Origin of the sequence: Portibacter marinus (assembly GCF_021533195.1) — a bacterium.
Classification (GTDB): Bacteria; Bacteroidota; Bacteroidia; order Chitinophagales; family Saprospiraceae; genus Portibacter; species Portibacter marinus.
In genome coordinates, this window is the sequence record NZ_JAJNKB010000002.1 from 726221 (window position 1) to 743971 (window position 17751).

14 protein-coding genes and 1 tRNA gene are annotated in these 17751 nt (G+C 39.6%); 5 read left to right on the forward strand and 10 right to left on the reverse strand.

Going from position 1 to position 17751, the window contains the following annotated elements; all coding sequences use genetic code 11:
* Positions 1-116 precede the first annotated feature (116 nt).
* Positions 117-845: a bifunctional demethylmenaquinone methyltransferase/2-methoxy-6-polyprenyl-1,4-benzoquinol methylase UbiE gene (gene ubiE, locus L2567_RS07165; protein WP_235297068.1), complete on the forward strand. Its 729-nt coding sequence runs from the start codon at positions 117-119 to the stop codon at positions 843-845.
* Here ubiE and L2567_RS07170 read toward each other — a convergent pair.
* From L2567_RS07170 to L2567_RS07190, 5 genes are read right to left on the reverse strand one after another with little or no spacing between them, the layout of a single operon-like run.
* Entirely contained in the window at positions 827-1375 is a 549-nt protein-coding gene (locus L2567_RS07170) for a 5-formyltetrahydrofolate cyclo-ligase (RefSeq protein ID WP_235297069.1), read from the reverse strand. The two genes, ubiE and L2567_RS07170, sit on opposite strands and share 19 nt — an antisense overlap.
* Positions 1376-1434: 59 nt before the next feature.
* On the reverse strand, positions 1435-2796 hold the full coding sequence (locus L2567_RS07175; RefSeq protein ID WP_235297070.1) for a c-type cytochrome domain-containing protein: 1362 nt from the start codon (positions 2794-2796) through the stop codon (positions 1435-1437).
* Positions 2789-3700 (reverse strand): sugar phosphate isomerase/epimerase family protein, encoded by a 912-nt coding sequence (locus L2567_RS07180; RefSeq protein WP_235297071.1) that lies wholly within the window; start codon positions 3698-3700, stop codon positions 2789-2791. Before L2567_RS07180 ends, L2567_RS07175 begins: the two co-directional genes overlap by 8 nt.
* Complete coding sequence (locus L2567_RS07185) at positions 3700-5178, reverse strand: DUF1501 domain-containing protein (RefSeq protein WP_235297072.1); 1479 nt, start codon at positions 5176-5178, stop codon at positions 3700-3702. Before L2567_RS07185 ends, L2567_RS07180 begins: the two co-directional genes overlap by 1 nt.
* A gap of 2 nt (positions 5179-5180) precedes the next feature.
* Positions 5181-7847 carry a DUF1553 domain-containing protein gene (locus L2567_RS07190; protein ID WP_235297073.1) on the reverse strand — a complete coding sequence of 889 codons (2667 nt, stop codon included), beginning with the start codon at positions 7845-7847 and terminating at the stop codon, positions 5181-5183.
* 158 nt (positions 7848-8005) lie between these two features.
* On the opposite strand from L2567_RS07190, the gene fahA reads away from it, so the two are divergent.
* Together fahA and L2567_RS07200 are read left to right on the forward strand one after the other, a co-directional pair.
* A complete protein-coding gene (fahA, locus tag L2567_RS07195) occupies positions 8006-9193 on the forward strand; it encodes a fumarylacetoacetase (protein ID WP_235297074.1) in 1188 nt (395 codons plus the stop codon).
* 3 nt (positions 9194-9196) lie between these two features.
* A complete protein-coding gene (locus tag L2567_RS07200; RefSeq protein ID WP_235297075.1) occupies positions 9197-10057 on the forward strand; it encodes a flavin reductase family protein in 861 nt (286 codons plus the stop codon).
* 302 nt (positions 10058-10359) lie between these two features.
* Here the strand turns inward: L2567_RS07200 and L2567_RS07205 are convergent, their stop codons facing one another.
* The 3 genes from L2567_RS07205 to mqo all read right to left on the reverse strand — a co-directional run bounded on the left by L2567_RS07205 (position 10360) and on the right by mqo (position 15112).
* Positions 10360-12816, reverse strand: coding sequence for an eCIS core domain-containing protein (locus tag L2567_RS07205; protein WP_235297076.1), 2457 nt, complete (start codon positions 12814-12816; stop codon positions 10360-10362).
* Between the two features lie 182 nt (positions 12817-12998).
* Complete coding sequence (locus tag L2567_RS07210; protein WP_235297077.1) at positions 12999-13505, reverse strand: DUF421 domain-containing protein; 507 nt, start codon at positions 13503-13505, stop codon at positions 12999-13001.
* 113 nt (positions 13506-13618) lie between these two features.
* Positions 13619-15112 (reverse strand): malate dehydrogenase (quinone), encoded by a 1494-nt coding sequence (gene mqo, locus L2567_RS07215; RefSeq protein ID WP_235297078.1) that lies wholly within the window; start codon positions 15110-15112, stop codon positions 13619-13621.
* A 47-nt stretch (positions 15113-15159) separates the two neighbouring features.
* Here mqo and L2567_RS07220 point away from each other — a divergent pair.
* Positions 15160-15231: transfer RNA gene (locus L2567_RS07220), tRNA-Arg, on the forward strand.
* Between the two features lie 174 nt (positions 15232-15405).
* Here L2567_RS07220 and L2567_RS07225 read toward each other — a convergent pair.
* Positions 15406-15903 (reverse strand): hypothetical protein, encoded by a 498-nt coding sequence (locus L2567_RS07225; protein WP_235297079.1) that lies wholly within the window; start codon positions 15901-15903, stop codon positions 15406-15408.
* A 111-nt stretch (positions 15904-16014) separates the two neighbouring features.
* Positions 16015-16419 (reverse strand): hypothetical protein, encoded by a 405-nt coding sequence (locus L2567_RS07230; RefSeq protein ID WP_235297080.1) that lies wholly within the window; start codon positions 16417-16419, stop codon positions 16015-16017.
* A 183-nt stretch (positions 16420-16602) separates the two neighbouring features.
* Between L2567_RS07230 and L2567_RS07235 the strand changes: the two genes are divergently transcribed.
* Positions 16603-17748: a fatty acid desaturase family protein gene (locus tag L2567_RS07235; RefSeq protein ID WP_235297081.1), complete on the forward strand. Its 1146-nt coding sequence runs from the start codon at positions 16603-16605 to the stop codon at positions 17746-17748.
* The last annotated feature ends 3 nt before the right edge of the window (positions 17749-17751 follow it).

The window sequence follows — 17751 nt, forward strand, 5'->3', positions numbered from 1 at the left end:
CAATTTAAAAACTGCCTCTCTCAGCGATGTGTTCGCTCCCTAATAGAAATTAATGCAGAAATTCTGAACCATGTCGTTGTTGAGCAGTTTGCTATATTGCAAACTCAATCTAAAAAATGTCGAAAAGTATTAAACCATATAAAGATTCTGAGGCTGGCAAAAAGGAACAGGTCACTGAAATGTTTGACAATATTTCAGGTAATTACGATGTCATGAACAGAATCATCACCTTTGGTATGGATAAAGGGTGGAGGAGAAAGGTGAAACAACTCATGACGGAAGAGGGAATTGAAATAGTGCTTGATGTGGCCACCGGTACCGGAGATATGGTTTTTATGTATGCGGAGTCAGACATCGATCAAATCATCGGTTTGGATATTTCTAATGGCATGCTGGATATCGCGAGAAAACGCTCGAGTAAATACAAATTAAGCGATCGCGTTCAGTTTCAAAATGGTGATGCAGAAAAACTGCCCTTTGAAGAGGCTTCTTTCGATGCGGTTTCGGTATCTTATGGAATCAGAAACTTTGAGGACTTAGAACTGGGCCTGGGAGAAATCTTAAGAGTTTTAAAACCTGGCGGCCGATTAGTAGTATTAGAAACTTCCGTCCCTAAATCCGCTCTGATGAGATTTGGCTACGGTTTACATACCAAACTTTTTATCCCATTGGTAGGTAGACTTTTCTCAAAAGATAAAAATGCCTATTCTTATTTGTCCAATTCTGCCCATGTCTTCCCCTACGGTGAAGAACTGAAAGCCATCATGCTGAAGGTGGGATATCAATCGGTAGAAATTATGCCTCAAGCTGGTGGCATCAGTACCATTTATAAAGCATTGAAATAAATGATCTGGTCCAGTTGGACATCATGAGCCTCTTTAGGTAAGTTTCTAACCATTTGAAAAGGGTAGGCCAGACCAATTTTCATTGCATCTTCGAATTTAAGGAGGAATCGATCATAAAAACCTCCACCATAACCCATTCGGTAATTATCATTGTCAAATGCGACACCTGGAACAATCATCAATTCAGGTTCTCCTTCAAAAATTTGACCTGAATTAGGAATCTTCGTGCCTTTAAAACTCTGTTTTAGCTCAGATATATCCTTCAGGATGACCATATCCATTTCACGATCTGCAATGACTCTGGGGCATACTACCTCCTTACCTTTATCTAAAGCATATTGCAGGAAGGGAAGTATATCTATTTCGGACCCAATAGGTAAGTAAGAATGAATGACTGATGGTCGATTTGTATCACAAATTGCTACCAATTGATTGCATATGGCCTGGTCATATTTTATTTTAACATCTCGATCTATCTCACTTCTTCTTTGGAGCATTTCTCTCCTTAGTCTTTCTTTACGGCGCTTCATGGATATAGACATCTTGTCATGTTCTTAATCATCATTATCGAACATCTTTCCATCCGATGTTATAATCTAATGGTGTCTGAAGGCAGCATGGATAGGGTGAAATTACCCGAGAAAACTATGGTGCCGTTTGCCAGAGAGTCAATGGTTGCTTGAGTATCATAAGCATAGATTCTTTCTAATTGTTTGTGCGATTGTAACTCCTGAAGCTGGGCGTCACCTATGTTAGTACCACTTAAATTCAGATAAACCAATTGACCAGTTTTATTCAATAATCCCATGTCGATGCTTCTCAAATCAGTGTCGTCCAGATAAAGCTTCATCAGATTGGACATATTTTCAACAATTGTAAAGAGTTTCGAAGCATTCCTGGTATCGCTCAATTTCAGGTGAACGATGTTTGGTGCAATCTGCGCCAGCAGGTCAATTTGATCGTCCGTCAATGAATCGATATTCACAAAATCAATTTCCAGAAATGGACTATCTTCTCCAGCTGGCAACACCACCACTTTGTCTCGCTTTAGCTGATTGATAATTTCCACATCAGCTTCTGCCACTTCCGTTTCGGGTAAATTGGCGGGAATGTTCTTTCGATCATCTACCGGTTGAGCACTTTCTTCAATCATTTTTGTCATCACAGGAATCATTTTTTCGTGATCAGGTATTTGATTGACCTTCATATCAAATGCTGAGCCATTTTCAATCCACCATTTTAATGTTTTCAGTTGCTGCTCTGTCAATTGCGATTTGGTATCAGGAGGCATGTGTTTGTCATGGCTCATGGGCAGTTCAATTCGCCTGATTAATTCTCCATCAGCGGTCAGTAACTCATTACCTGATTTGCCGTTTTCCTGCAAGTGTTCAGGCGTATCCATGCGCAGTTTGCCTTTAATTTTATTCGGTCCGTGACACGAAACACATTTATTGTCCAATAATGGAGAGACAATGTCATGGTAAATATCAGCTTGCTCAACATTTTGTACTTCAAATTCAAGTGGCTTTTCATCTGCATAAGCAATGAGGCCTGGATTAAGAAAACCTTCACCATGAGTCAGACTTCCTCCTAAATGTCCTGTTACCATGATGGAAGCAGCAACAACAAGTGATGCATATTTTCTAAAATTAGCCAGTCCGGAGACACTCATTAAAAAAGTTACACTCGCAAGCAAGGCTGTTACGATACCTGCCCAGAAATGATCATTGGTTTCAGCTGAAGTATAGTCATAACCGCCTGCCAGGATGTTTCCGGTTATGCAAGCAAAAATAGCAGAGATAGCTCCTACAAAATAAATAACTTTAAAAACTGAATCAGGAACTTTAATCTCTTTAATGAGATGTACCCATTCGAGAATCACTACCATCAATAATATCCCTATCGGAAGATGGAGTATCAAAATATGCATTCGACCTAGAAAATCAACCATATCTCTCCTTCCACATTTTCATCATCATAACATTCATATCCCATACCTCTGCAAGTGGTTTTCCAGTGTCTGGATGGGTCCACATATAAGGTGGAGGTCCAAACTCAGTGGTCATGGTTAAAGCCGCTCCTTTTTTAGCCTTTTCATCAACAATTCGATCCCACCATGCAAAATGAGCTTTGACCGCATTTTCATAGTGTTCTGATGAAGGATTGGGAATTTGAGGAGCTTCCTGAAATCCAACTCTGGAATGAACATGTCTGGTTCTTGACAATGCCAAATCTACTCTTTCTTTTTGATCACCAAGCAATGACTCATGCACCACCGTCCAGTGTGAAATATCAAGGGTCAAAAAGAGCTGATCGTATGCTTTCAAAAATTGCTCAGCAGTAACAGCATTGAATAAAATTCGTCCACGATGTGATTCATGGTGAATGGGAATGCCCGTTTCAGATTCTTTCGCTATACTGTGCTCTATAAACAAGCTATTTTCTTCAAAAGTGAAATAGTCTTTTCCAGCATGACAATTGATAAAGGAAGGTTCACATTCTAAGGCATTGGAAATGGAGTCTTTATAGCTCTGCAAATGGGCCTCCGGACTATCGCCATTGTTCCCTGCTAAAAGCCCTAGTTTTAGCCCATGATCTTTAGCAACGTTCACCAGATTCTTTCTGGCTTCAATCTCTGCAGGGACCCACACCTCGATACCATCATACCCCAGCGCTTTGGATTGACTACAAAACGATTCAAGACTGCCCCCAAAACCCCATTTGGTATTATAAATCTCAATGTGGTCAAGTTTGTTGCCTTGATACTCTGGTAAGAATTTAAAAAATGTAAACATTGGCATACCACCCAAAACCACTGCGGAATTTTGCAGAAATCTCCTCCTATCTATATTCATCAAGCTATGATTTTTTTAATGACATGACCTTCCACATCTGTGAGGCGGAAAGGTCTACCTTGAAAATCAAAGGTAAATTTTTCATGGTCAAAGCCTAGTTGATTTAAAATGGTTGCATGTACGTCATGAATGGAAGATTTTTCGCTGACTACATCGTATCCAATTTCATCCGTCTCGCCATAGCTTGCCCCTTTCTTAATCCCACCTCCTGCCATCCAAATGGTAAATGCAGAAGGGTGATGATCTCTTCCCTTATAAATCTGCTTTACTCCATTTCTGTTTTCCTGCATTGGTGTACGTCCAAATTCTCCGCCCCAAATCACCAGCGTTTCATCCAACAATCCTCTTTGCTTCAAATCGAGTAATAGGGCAGCCACTGGCTTATCGGTTTCACGGCACTTATTGATGAAACCTAATTCTAAAGCACCCATTCTCGATACGCCATGAGAGTCCCATCCCCAATCAAACAATTGGATAAAGCGAACGCCTTTTTCGACCAACTTCCTGGCCAGCAATGCGTTGTTTGCGAATGACTCTTTTCCTGGTTGTGTGCCATATAATTCATGGATGTACTCAGGTTCCGTTGAGATGTCCATCACCTCCGGTACAGACATTTGCATCCTGTAAGCCATCTCATATTGAGCGATTCTGGCAACGGTTTCGGGATCATTGAATTCTTCGTAAGTCAACGCATTCACATCATTGATGGCGTCGATAGATTTCTTGCGGATGTTTCTGGGCATTTCTTCGGGGTCATTGAGAAATAGGACTGGGTCACCATTGGAACGGCAATGAACACCCTGATATACGGAAGGCAGAAAGCCATTTCCCCATACTTGTTTACCTGCATCCGGATTGGCTCCTCCTGAGGTTAAAACCACAAAGCCAGGTAGGTTTTGATTAACAGATCCCAGGCCGTAAGTAGCCCAACTTCCCAGGCTTGGTCTTCCAATAATTGCACTTCCGGTATGCATCATGATTTGGGCAGGTGCATGATTAAATTGATCCGTATGCAGCCCTCTGATGAAGGAAACTTCATCTGCCACCTGCTTGAAATGCGGCAGCCGATCTGAAACCCACGCTCCTGATTCCCCTACTTGCTCGAATTGAGCCTGGCTTCCCAACATTTTCGGAACTCCTCTGATGAAAGCAAACCTTTTACCTTCTAAAAGAGATGGTGGACAATCTTGTCCATTTAGCTGGTTTAAAACCGGTTTGTTCTCAAACAATTCAAATTGTGAGGGTGCACCGGCCATGTGTATGTAAATCACTGATTTAGCCTTGGCGGCAAAGTGTGGGCTCCTTGGACTGAGGGGATTGAGGTCAATGGGTGCTTTGGACACCGTGTTTTGTGTGCATCCAGGTAAAATGGTGTTAAGGGCAAGTGCCCCCATGCTCAAGCCTGCGGTCTTTAAAAATAACCTTCTCGTATTAAGCTCGCTTTTCTTTAATTTATATTCGTTGATGATCTTTTTCATGCTTATTTATTGAGGAAGTCGTCTAAATTAATGATGGCATTTGCTACGGTTAATGCGGCAATTTCTTCTGCATTTTCCCGATTTGAATCTGCTTTGGTCTCCTCGTAAAGTTGATGTAAAATCGCAAGTTTTTTAGGATGAATTTTCTTATTCATAGCACTGAAGTAGACTTTATCGATTCCCTCTTCCACTGATTTGGCATTCAATATTTGTAATCCGATCGCTTCTGAAATCTCTACAAACGCGGGGTCATTTAAAGTAACTAAGGCTTGTAAAGGTGTGTTAGAATCTATTCTTCGTGAAGTACACAATTGCCTGGAAGCCATATCAAAGGTTTCCATTGCCGGATAAATGGAGGTTCGCTTAATCATCGTATAAATGGCTCTCCGATATCTGTCTTCACCTTCACTCATCACCCATTTTTCATTGTTATAAGGCGTGTTCCAAATACCATCGGGTTGATAAGGTTTGACAGGTGGTCCATACATTTTGGGAACCAATAAATCACTGACAAACAGCGCCTGATCTCTGATCTGTTCCGCTGTCAATCTATTTCTGGGTCCTCTTGAAAGGAATTGGTTATAAGGATCTTTATCAATTTTCTCTTCTGAAGCCATTGAAGATTGGCGATATGCACTGGAAGCCATGATGGATTTAAGTAACCTCTTTGTCGACCACTCATAGTCGTTGGCAAATTTGTATGCCAACTGATCCAGCAAATCCGGGTGTGTTGGTTTGTCTCCTTGTGAACCCAAGTCTTCGACAGTTCGCACGATTCCCATACCAAAGATTTGTTCCCAAACTCTGTTCACATATGTTCTTGAGGTCAAGGGGTTAGCTGGACTTGCGATCCACCTGGCGTATCCTAAACGATCCTTTCTGGCACCCTCTTCCATAGGAGGAAGCACACCTGGCGTACCCGGCTCTACTTTCGCAGCATGAATTTGCCAGTTACCCCGGTCAAACACGAAAGTCTTTCTTTGACGGTCTTCCGGATTTTCGGTCATAATCAAAGTGCTTTCATGATTGCCATTTACCAATGACTCAAACTGTTTCCACATGGCTGTCCTTTCCTGAGAAGGGTTACCTGGAAAGGCTTCACCGAAATAAAACCAGTTCACAGATAGTCCTCTATCCATATCGGGGCTCAACTGATTGCTGCTGTATTTAAAATAGATATCGTGATATCCCTCTGTTTCTGGTAAATCGATTTCAACCAGTTCATATCCTTGTGATTTGCGGTTAAATTTTTGCTCAGCTAATAATTCACCATCCAAACTATCTTTGAATATGCTTAAACGGCCATTGTGGACATGGGAATATAAATTGATCCACATGACTTCTTTACCTGATAAATTGACATCGGGAATCCTTGCTGTCCCATTTTGTCTAAATCCAAGATACTTAGTGTCATACAAGGCAGCGTTTACCAGTTCATCCGTTTCGATAGAATAGATGATGGGTTGGGAAACATAGACAAAGTCTTTTAATTCAGCGGCTTTTTCTTCTTCGTCAACTGTTTCTATCCAATTGGTTAGCTTTTGTAGTTGCTGCTCATCTAATGAGTCAAGGAAGTTGAGAAGTGGATAATCTTTTTCTGTATCAGCATCTCTTGTATTATTGAAGAAAGCATAGGATTCATAGTAATCTTCATGAGGAAAAGGGTCATATGGATGACCGTGGCATTGGACACAAGCCATAGTGGTTCCCAATATTCCTTCCCAGGTAGTGTTGACACGATCCATGACAGCTTTGACACGATATTCCTCATTATCTGTTCCACCTTCATCGTTAGTCGGTGTGTTTCTGTGAAATCCTGTAGCGATCAACTGATCTTGAGAAGGGTTTTCAAGCATATCACCTGCCAGCTGCTCAATGATAAAGTCGTCATAAGGTTTGTCTTGATTGAATGATCGAATCAAATAATCTCTATATCGCCATATGTCCCGGGATCTATCCTTTTCAAAGCCCTTGCTATCTGCATATCTGGCGACATCTAACCACATTGATGCCCATTTTTCTCCAAATGAGGGCATGGATAACAAGCGATCAATTAAATCCTCGTACGATAGTTCATCTTCCAGAAAAGCTTGCTGTACATCAGCAGGTGCTGGCATACCAATCAAGTCAAAGGATACTCTTCTTAGCAAGTCAGATTTTTCAGCAGAAGCATTTTGCTTGAGGTCCAATTCCGAGAGTTTTTGGTCGATGGCAATGTCAATAAAACTCTTTTCGTTTTGGCTTCCCATTTGCAACACCTCCGGCTCTTTTGTTAAAGGTTTATAGGCCCAGTGAAGTCCCCATTGAGCACCTTGGTCCACCCATTTGGTAAGAATATTGATCTCTTCCTGTGTCAAAGGTTCTCCGCCGAGCGGCATTCTCTCTTCAGGATCCTTTAATGTCAATCTCCTGATGAATTCACTCTCGCTTGCTGAGCCTGGAATAATGGCCGGCTTTTCTGACTCTGTTTCTGACAGGGCAAGATCCCTGGATAAAAGACTGAATCCAGCACTTTGTTTGACGCCACCATGGCAAGAAATACACTTTCTGTTCAAGATGGGTTTAACATCGGTATTATAGTCGACAGGCTCTGTAAATAAAGAACAATTACCTGTTAATAATACGATAGCCCCTAATGCTATGCACCAAATGATATCTTTCGGCTTCATGATTGGAAGATATAAAAAATCAGTTAGATGAAGATTTGCTTAGTACTATTTTCCATGTTATAAGTGAAATAGTCAATATTTATTGTCTTTGATAGCAGGAAAATTGTTGCATATGCAACTAATTTCAAACTTATTGCCTTATTTTTGCTTTAAAACATATGCCACTAATCATACCAGTAGATTCTGATTTTTCAATACACAACCTTCCCTTTGGGGTTTTTTCATTAGGAGAAGGAGAAAAACGTATTGGTATTGCTGTCGGTGAACATATTTTCGATTTGACCCATGCAGTAGAAAAGGGTTGGTTTTCAAATATAAGTAAAGAAACGGTCCAAACCGGATCATTGAATGCGTTAATAGGACAGGGAAAAGAGATTACCGGTAACATTAGAAAAACTATACAATCTGCGGTCAAAAATGGAACAGATCTTTCTGCATATCTCCTGCTTCAAAGTGATGTTCGCATGCATCTTCCTGTAAAGGTGGGTGATTATACAGATTTTTACTCCAGTGAAGAACATGCTAAAAATGTAGGCAAACTATACCGTGATCCGGAAAACGCTCTGATGCCTAATTGGAAGCATCTTCCTGTAGCCTACCATGGAAGGTCTTCATCTATCATTGTGAGTGGAACATCTGTAAAAAGACCTTCAGGTCAGATTAAAACGACTGAAATGGAAAGACCTGTCTTTGGTCCGACCAGGGCGTTAGATTTTGAACTGGAGACAGGGTTTATCATAGGGAAGAATAACTCAATGGGTAGTCCTGTCTCAACGTCTGAGGCTTCGGAATACATATTTGGAATGGTTTTGCTTAATGATTGGTCCGCTCGAGATATTCAAAAGTGGGAATACGTACCTTTGGGACCATTTTTAGGTAAGAATTTTGCCACCTCCATTTCTCCGTGGGTGGTCACGTACGAAGCTTTACAACCTTTCAATGTTGCCGGACCCATTCAACAACCAAAAGTATTGCCATATTTGGAATTTGAAGGCGATAAGAACATTGACATTAATCTCCAAGTTAATATCAATGGTACGACGGTTTCGAGATCCAATTTTAAATACATGTACTGGAATATGGAGCAACAGGTGGCACATCACACTATAAATGGTTGCCCGCTAAGAATAGGCGATCTAATGGGCTCCGGAACCATCAGTGGCAAAGATGAAAATGCCTTGGGATCACTACTGGAAATGACTCATGGCGGAAAAAAACATGTGGAACTAGATGATGGAAGCCAAAGAAAGTTTCTGGAAGACGGAGACGAAGTGGTAATTTCTGGATTTTGTGAAAAAGAAGGAATAAGAGTAGGATTTGGTGAGGTAAGAGGTCAAATAATTTAAGAAATGAAGACAATAGATTTTGAAAGTGAAGGGAACAGACAGGCATATGCATTATTATCCAGTGCGATTGCACCCAGGCCCATTGCCTTTGCAAGTACAATCGACCAAGAGGGTAGGGTCAATTTAAGTCCATTCAGTTTTTTCAACGTTTTCGGGGCGAATCCACCTACTTTGGTTTTTGCGCCAGTACGGAGCGCAAGATCGATGCAGGATAAGGATACGCTTTTAAATGTCAAAGAAGTACCAGAAGTGGCCATAAGCATGGTCACTTATTCAATGGTAGAACAGATGTCTCTTGCCAGTACTGCCTATGAAAAGGGTGTTAATGAGTACAGAAAATCAGGCTTTCACGAAGTTCCCAGTGAAAAGATAAAGCCACCCTATGTTAAAGAAAGCCCTGCCTCATTTGAATGTAGGGTAGTGCAGATTATTGAAACCGGTCCAGAAGGAGGCGCTGGCAGTCTGGTGATATGTGAAGTATTGGTAGCACATGTCGATGAAGACTTCATGAAACCTGAAGGTGTATTAGATGCTGAGAAATTGGATCTTGTGGGGAGGATGGGTGAAAATTGGTACTGCAGAGCTAATGGTGAAGCACTGTTTGAAGTAGAAAAGCCCATTCGGAAAAAGGGGATAGGTGTAGATGCTTTGCCGGATTTTATCAAGGAAAGTACAATCCTTACAGGAAATCACTTAGGTAAACTTGGTAATCTGGAGCGACTTCCTTCTGACCAAGAAGTTCAAAGTTCAAACATCATGACCAATGATCAGGATAAGGTGCACCAAGTGGCTAAGCAAATGATTGATGATGGTGAAGTAATGGAAGCGTTGATTCTATTGATGAAAAAAAAGTTGAACGCTTAGTGAAAGAAACTGATTGCATTTTTCTTCGGTGAAAGGTGCTTTAGACTTTTAATGTTTCTTCCCACTACGACACTTTACTTCTGTTCCTTAAAGACTTCTATTAGTTCACAATACCCATATTCCTCAAGGTCATTTCATGGACTTTATTTAGAATTGCAGTCTGGCTAAAGGAGGTATTCGTACTTTTGCTTAAGTAACAAGAGTAGCCACACTTCAAATTAGAACGCTTTTAAAGCGCTTAGTCCTGGCCTATTTCTAGACAGTAATTGCACATTCTTATTTTATAATGGTGACTAATTCGTTTATAGATTTCTGATTCTTTCTTTGAAGTTATAAATTTCAGTTCCAAAATCAGAAATAGTTCGGTGAAGATTCCGGAAGTTGCCACTACTTTGCGCATTATCTCCTAAATAATTATCTTGTAAGGTTTGATTTGCCTGCAATTGGTAAAGTAGATTAAGGTAAAAATTTGTTCGTTGTCTCAACGAATCTAAAGTTAACTGATTTTCTCTCCTATTTCTTCGGTTAAGACCAGCTAATGTTTCTTCAGCTCTTCTAAGATTAGTATTAACGCCTTCCATTGCTCCAGCAAGTAATTCAACCCTGGTTCTCAAGACGCTTTGAGGCGTTATCTGTACTTCAAGTCCATCTATTTGATTTATTGTTTTTTCGTAAATTTTATTACTTAGAAGATATTGCCATCTGTAAGGCATTTCATCATTAGATTGATCTCTTTCACCCAAGGCTGTTAGAATCATCTGTGCCCTCGTAGAATGCTGTGGATGCCCCATATCGATTAAATGTTGCAATCGCGCTGTGATGTTGTGGAGCCTTTGTTGCACGATAGGGCTACCGGAATTGGCTACAGAATTTACTAATGCACTTCCTTTATGGCTTATTCTTTGTCCTCCTAAACCAGCCTGATCACGTATTGAGTTTTCTACATTATTGATGTTAATATATTCTTCAGGATCTGACCATAAGAAGGTGTTAGTCATAACAGGGTGATCGTTTTGCGATAAAGTATTTAACACATTACCTTGATCAATTGGCGAGGCACCTGCTTTTTGGTTAACCGAATGTCCTAATTCATGTGCTAAAGTAACAAAACTAGGTGTAAATAATTCATGATATTGAGCACTTGGATGACCTATAACATTTTCCCCTTCTACAAAAACGACTGCTCCTGTTCCTGCCCCCATATTATAAGAGTCATCTCCAACTTTTATGGATCTTTGATTGCCCAAGGTAGCTTCCAAATATTCTGATGTATTGCCTATTTCAATTTCATTCTGGTCAGGATTTTCTGTTCTTACAATTTTCGAAGCCGCTTCATTGAGGGGTTGTGATTGAGAAACTGAGATGTCTATTCCTCCTCTAATTTCTTCTGGTAAACTTGCTATCAGATTAGTTATATATATATTAGTTCTAATGTCATCTTGATCGTTTTCCAGGTCCGGTCTCGGAGAATTGAGAAATTTTAACATTGTTCTGCCGATGGGTGTTTCCAACATATGTACTATTCGTCCTAGCGTCGCTTGCTGATACTCTGCAGTTCCTCCTAATTTGATTTTCCCTTCATTATTTACAATTTGTCTCCATAAGGATTTAATGCTTTCAGCAGTTTCACCCTCTTCTAAATTATCTAAATTAAAAGGTATAAAATTTTCATCATCTTTAGTTGCATTAACGATTTCGGCATGTTCTTTTTCTAGTTGTTTGTGGAGTACAACCATTCTATTTGTATTTACCTTCCCACTCATAAAGGCCTTATTCTGGCTTTCTAAATCAAACCATTTGGAAAGATATTTATCCATTAATCCTATCAATTGTAATTTTTCATCGTTCCCTTGAGCTCCTTCATATTGCTCTAAATAACTAGCAATTGATTCTAAAATTTCGTCTTGGCTTAAATTATTAAGATCCTCCTGAACCGTATTATCTTCATTATCTCCTTCATGGTTGTCAACGTCTTGTTCATTCCCGTCCTGACCTAATTCACCATTCCATAAAAGGTCAATTTCTAATTCTGAACCTGTTAAATAATTTTCTTCTCTGAAATTTTCTGATGATATTAAAATACATTGGGCAACATTGGTGTGAATGGGAGAATACTTATAACCCTTTGTAAGTAAATTTTTATTCTGGCTAAAATTGGTCGCCTTTTCCCCCATCTCATCCGCCTCCTTCTCTAACCCCTGGTCATCATTAATCTGGAACTGCCCTTTCAACTGGGTTGTAGGCTGAACGCGCCCTTGTTTCTGTTGTACCACATGCCAGGCTTCGTGAGGAAGATGTTCTTCCTGACCAGGTCCAATATGAATATCGCTACCTTGGGCATATGCATGAGCTTGTAGTTGTGCTGGTTTATCAGAATTATAATGAACATTTACGTCATCCATAGAAAATCCGGATAAATCTTCGATGCCCGATTTTAAATGGCCTGGCAGGCCAGTATTATTTTCCTGTGCCTTTAATTGAAAAGAGTTGTTACCTTCTCTTTGTCCGTCTTTATTATTATTTGGGTCCTCTGGTGCAGATATTGAAAATTGTCCTTTTTTAAGTTGGACTTCTTCTGCGTCGGCCTCAGAATCAGATCCGGCTATTTGATTTTCGATCTTCAGCTGGAGAGGGGGAGGCTGAAGTTGATGTTGCTCAGCTCCAATATCATGTTCTTCATTCGCTATGGCCAAAGAATGCGAGCGCTGGGAATCAATTTGTTGTTTTTCCAATTTTTCGGGATTAAAGGCTCTATTCACCCAAAAATAGTAGAATTAAACAAAAATACAAGGTGATTCCATTTTTTTTGACGGTATAATTGCGCACTCTTATGTTCATGCGCCAAGAGTCATTACCACTCTTTGGACTGTATTCAGACTTATAGCTGTCCTCTATGTGGACATTCCCTCCAAATTTCTTAGGTGCCAGTGAATAAGAAATCTTATACTTGGACACCCGATAGAACAATCTCATCCACCTCTTGTTCATTATTTCCGTGTAATACGGAAATGTCACCTGTGGTCTCCAATATAACGGCTTTTACATGGGTGATTTTATAAGCATTAGCTTCTCGAAGTTTTGCCATTAAGTCTCTTTCACTAATGTTGGCGTCCTTTAAATTATCTGTAAGTATTTCTCCATCTCTCATTAGAAGTAATGGTTGATTAGTAATCAATTTTGATAGGCTTTGCGATTTTTTAGATAGGTAAGCTACCCCTAGATTCAAAAATATGATACTTGATAGTGCCACTGCACCATGGGTCACTTTTACTTTATCATTGAGGATAACACTGGCCAAAATCGACCCTATAGCAATGGTCGTAGCAAAGTCTACACTAGCCATTTTTGCAAATGTTCTCAGCCCAGCAATCTTGGTAATGAACATGATGATAATGTATATTAAGGAAGACTTTATGATGATAGCGTAAAATTCATTGATGTCCCACATGTTAAGAATTTATGATAAGATTGATCAATCATACTATTCAATGATTGAATAGCATCATTGTAATATTACCAAAGTTACCTTGTGCAGGAAAGGATGGTTCGATTTAAAATACCTTATGACCTATCTTGAAGATTTAGAACTTCAGTGGAATATGCTCTCATTTGCTTACATAGTTTGCCATTTTTAATTAATGATTGTCCATAACATGGAATCATGTGCCTAATGGTCTCTTGCCATTCTTTGGATTCCATATTTGTGGGAAAACATTTTTGTAACAAATTGAGCATGATCGAAACCGCTGTCGAAGCTCCCGGCGATGCTCCGAGCAATGCTGCAAGGCTTCCGTCCTGGCTTGATACGATTTCTGTACCAAATTTCAGAACACCTCCTTCATCTTTGTCTTTTTTAATAATTTGTACTCTCTGGCCTGCAATCTCGAGTTGCCAGTCTTCAATACGAGCCTCAGGATAATACGATTTCAGGAATTCAAATTTATCTTCAAAAGATTGCCTTACTTGGTCTATCAGATATTTTGTGAGGTCAATGTTTTTTATTCCCGCTCGAAGCATTGGCCAAACATTGTGCATTTCAATACTTAAGAAAAGATCCATAAATGATCCTTCCTTGAGAAATTTAGTTGAAAATCCCGCATAAGGCCCAAAAAGCAAACAACGCTCGCCATTTATGATTCTGGTATCGAGATGAGGTACAGACATTGGAGGTGAACCTACAGCGGCCTTACCGTATACCTTTGCTTCATGTTGGCGAATAACTTCGGGATTATTACAACGCAACCATTGACCACTTACAGGAAAGCCACCATAGCCGCGAGCTTCAGGAATATCTGTTTTTTCTAAGAGCGGTATTGAACCTCCACCTGCACCAATAAAAACAAAGTCCGCATAGGCAGATTTCTCTTCTCCTGTTTTCAGATGCTTCATGTCAATTTTCCACCAACCACCCGATTCTTGTTCTATCTCATGAATATGATGTGCTAAATGTAATCTCACACCTTCCTGATTTGATAACCAATCGATCATTCCTCTGGTAATGGCCCCGAAGTTAACGTCTGTACCGATGGACATTTTTGTAGCTGCAATCTTATCGCTTCGAACACGGCCATTCATCAGTGGGATCCAGTCTAAGATCTCATCAAAATTTTCCGAATATTTCATGTCCTCAAACATGGCATAGTTGGTCAGTGCCTCAAATCTTTTTTTGAGAAATGTAATATTGGCATCTCCCCACACGAAACTCATATGATCAATGTCATTGATGAAACCAATGTCAGGATTTAAATATTTGTTTTTTTTAAGGTAGGCCCAAAATAGTTTGGAGATTTCAAATTGCTCCGAGATGCTCAATGCCTTAGAAATCTCAACTTGACCATCATCAGTCATCGGTGTGTAGTTCAGTTCACAGAATGCCGAGTGTCCTGTACCTGCATTATTCCAGGCATCTGAGCTTTCTGCACCGACCCTATCCAGGCGTTCGTAAATATCGATTTTGGAATTTGGAAGAAGTTTTTTCAATAAGACACCAAGAGTGGCACTCATGATTCCAGCCCCTACCAGTGCAATGTTCTGCCGGGAATTGATAATGTTCATTTATGAGATTTAGAATTTCCTAAAAATACAATTATTTTTACCACTTTGGCCCTGTAGTTCAAGGGATAGAATAGGAGTTTCCTAAACTCTAGATCCAGGTTCGAGTCCTGGCGGGGCTACTTTTAGTGAATGCGATCTGTTGAATGGACTGGCAAATGTGATTTACCAAATATGGATGCATAATTAGACTATGGCATTTAATAATCAATTTTCAACGTCTTCACTGAAGACCGGAAGTAACAGATCCCAGCGCTGTAAAATGAACGCTAGACAATTTAAGTATTTAGGATATTTCAGTTCAGGTCATTCGTGATCGAAAACAGCTCATCCAAATACGCAGGTCTGTTCACCACATTGTAGGCATCTCTACATGTACCAGTACCACTTCTCATAATGCTTAAGCACAAACCACTCTGATTTTGATCCTCTCTGTGAGCGCGTAGCAGGACACAATGACCCAATTCGTGGAAAACAACCATTTCTCGTTGATTAGCCCCAACCCTGTTCCAGAAATCCCGATCAATCGCTATGTTGTTGTGAATAGCAGAGCCGTATTGACAAACTCCCGCCACCCCTTGGTCCTCGATTGGTTCTATCTTTCCTATGATTTCTATCTGATTCAGATCAATCCTCAGGCCTCTTTGAAGTGCTTCATTTTCAAACCTTTCAAAATACTCCCAAAGCCTTGGATCAGCATCAGGATATTGTAATTCTTCGACGATAAAATCAGACGAGCAAGAAGATATTAGAAAACTAAAAAGAATCGCGAATAGGGGAGCATGCATTTTCATAAGGCCCGGCAGTTTGATTTCCTATCCAACCTAAAAAAGGCTTGATGAATTATACCATTGGCCTACCTTAAGAAATTTTTAATGTTTAAATTTAGGAATCGAGATCAAATTTCATTTTATACGAGCATAATAGACATCAGCGTTATTTCTCTTAATATTTTTAAATATGAAAGCTCCACTCTCACTTCCGGTTTGTTCAATAAAATCAAAGACAGAACAAGACTTGGGAAGTCCTTCAAATATCAATGTAAAATAAGAACTTGACATAGGTGCCACCATCTGCCACTCAGGGGCATAGACTATTTTTTCTGCATGAACCATTTCACTTTTATGGTCACTATGATGATCATAAAGATAAGTGGAAGGCCAGATTCTGATGGCGGTTTCGAAAAAATATCGATTGTGATACAGACAATGAAAAATCACTTGACCCTTCTCATGAATTTTCGTTCTGATTTCCTTTAAAATATCAGGTGAAATTTCAACTTTAGGTTTTTCAATGATCTCAATGGCCATCGCGGTAATTCACTTTTAATTATAATACTGTCCCCAAAATAAGGGATATTATTAATTATAAACACTATCTTACGGCGTATTTGTTAGTGAAAAGCTCGCTGTAACTGTAGTGAAAATTGCTATATTCCGTCCTTTTCAAGCATTCCAACTCACCAGAATTTTTGAAGTTAATTAAAAAGTAAGATGATCGAAAAGGAAGCGGCAACACTTGAACCTTCAAGTGTTAAGTTCAGTAGAATAGATCCCAATATGTTTTTCAAGACCTTGCACACAAGGGTGAATAAATACTTTAAAGAAAACCAAATTAATAAAAGCGGAAATTACAAGATGGTTTTAAAAACCATTATTATGTTCACGCTTTATGTGGTTCCATTTTTGTTAGTTTTGTTCAAAGTCATCACAGGATTTGGTGTTCTGTTGATGTTTTTGATCATGGGATTGGGCATTGCAGGTATAGGTCTGAGTATTATGCATGATGCAAATCACGGGTCCTATTCGAAGAACAAAATGGTCAATAAAATCTTGAGTTATTCTATGAATTTTATTGGTGGCAGTTCTTTTACATGGAAAATGCAACATAACCTGATGCATCATACTTATACCAATGTCTATCATTTAGATGAGGATATAGATGACAAACCATTTTTGAGATTGTCACCTCATGGTAAACTAAAGAAGTATCATCGTTTTCAGCATTTGTATGCGCCATTGCTGTATGCCCTGGCTACCATTAGTTGGATTTCTTTTAAAGATTTTAAGCAATTACGCATATACAACGCTACCGGGCTTACGGAAAAAACAGGATACTCTCCATTGAAACAATCTATCATCTTGGTGCTCTCTAAAGTGTGTTATTTTGCAATTGTTTTAGTTTTACCCATTGTGCTCGGTGTAAAATGGTATTTTGTACTTCCAGGCTTTATTCTGGCGCATCTGGTCGCAGGTCTGATCATTACTGTTATTTTTCAACTGGCACACCTGGTGGAAGGGCCGGAGCACCATGATGCAATGGAAACGCCAGAAATGGAAAATACATGGGCCATTCATCAATTGAAAACAACAGCCAATTTTTCACCAGGGAATAAATTGATTACCTGGTATGCCGGCGGATTAAATTTCCAGATAGAACATCATTTATTTCCAAATATTTGCCACGTACACTACCCACAAGTAGCTAAGATTGTGAGGAAGACGGTCAAAGAATTCAATTTGCCCTACTACGAAAATGTTAAGTTTCTGAATGCCTATCGTTCTCATATGAAGGTACTTAAAAGCTTAGGCAATCCTAATTCAAGGTTACTGGATAGAAGTAATCTGACCTACTCCTAGCAA

Excerpts from the sequence above, each read along its gene's own strand:
- ubiE (WP_235297068.1), top strand. The coding sequence starts at position 117 with ATGTCGAAAAGTATTAAACCATATAAAGATTCTGAGGCTGGCAAAAAG.
- L2567_RS07170 (WP_235297069.1), bottom strand. The coding sequence starts at position 1,375 with ATGAAGCGCCGTAAAGAAAGACTAAGGAGAGAAATGCTCCAAAGAAGA.
- L2567_RS07175 (WP_235297070.1), bottom strand. The coding sequence starts at position 2,796 with ATGGTTGATTTTCTAGGTCGAATGCATATTTTGATACTCCATCTTCCG.
- L2567_RS07180 (WP_235297071.1), bottom strand. The coding sequence starts at position 3,700 with ATGAATATAGATAGGAGGAGATTTCTGCAAAATTCCGCAGTGGTTTTG.
- L2567_RS07185 (WP_235297072.1), bottom strand. The coding sequence starts at position 5,178 with ATGAAAAAGATCATCAACGAATATAAATTAAAGAAAAGCGAGCTTAAT.
- L2567_RS07190 (WP_235297073.1), bottom strand. The coding sequence starts at position 7,847 with ATGAAGCCGAAAGATATCATTTGGTGCATAGCATTAGGGGCTATCGTA.
- fahA (WP_235297074.1), top strand. The coding sequence starts at position 8,006 with ATGCCACTAATCATACCAGTAGATTCTGATTTTTCAATACACAACCTT.
- L2567_RS07200 (WP_235297075.1), top strand. The coding sequence starts at position 9,197 with ATGAAGACAATAGATTTTGAAAGTGAAGGGAACAGACAGGCATATGCA.
- L2567_RS07210 (WP_235297077.1), bottom strand. The coding sequence starts at position 13,505 with ATGTGGGACATCAATGAATTTTACGCTATCATCATAAAGTCTTCCTTA.
- mqo (WP_235297078.1), bottom strand. The coding sequence starts at position 15,112 with ATGAACATTATCAATTCCCGGCAGAACATTGCACTGGTAGGGGCTGGA.
- L2567_RS07225 (WP_235297079.1), bottom strand. The coding sequence starts at position 15,903 with ATGAAAATGCATGCTCCCCTATTCGCGATTCTTTTTAGTTTTCTAATA.
- L2567_RS07230 (WP_235297080.1), bottom strand. The coding sequence starts at position 16,419 with ATGGCCATTGAGATCATTGAAAAACCTAAAGTTGAAATTTCACCTGAT.
- L2567_RS07235 (WP_235297081.1), top strand. The coding sequence starts at position 16,603 with ATGATCGAAAAGGAAGCGGCAACACTTGAACCTTCAAGTGTTAAGTTC.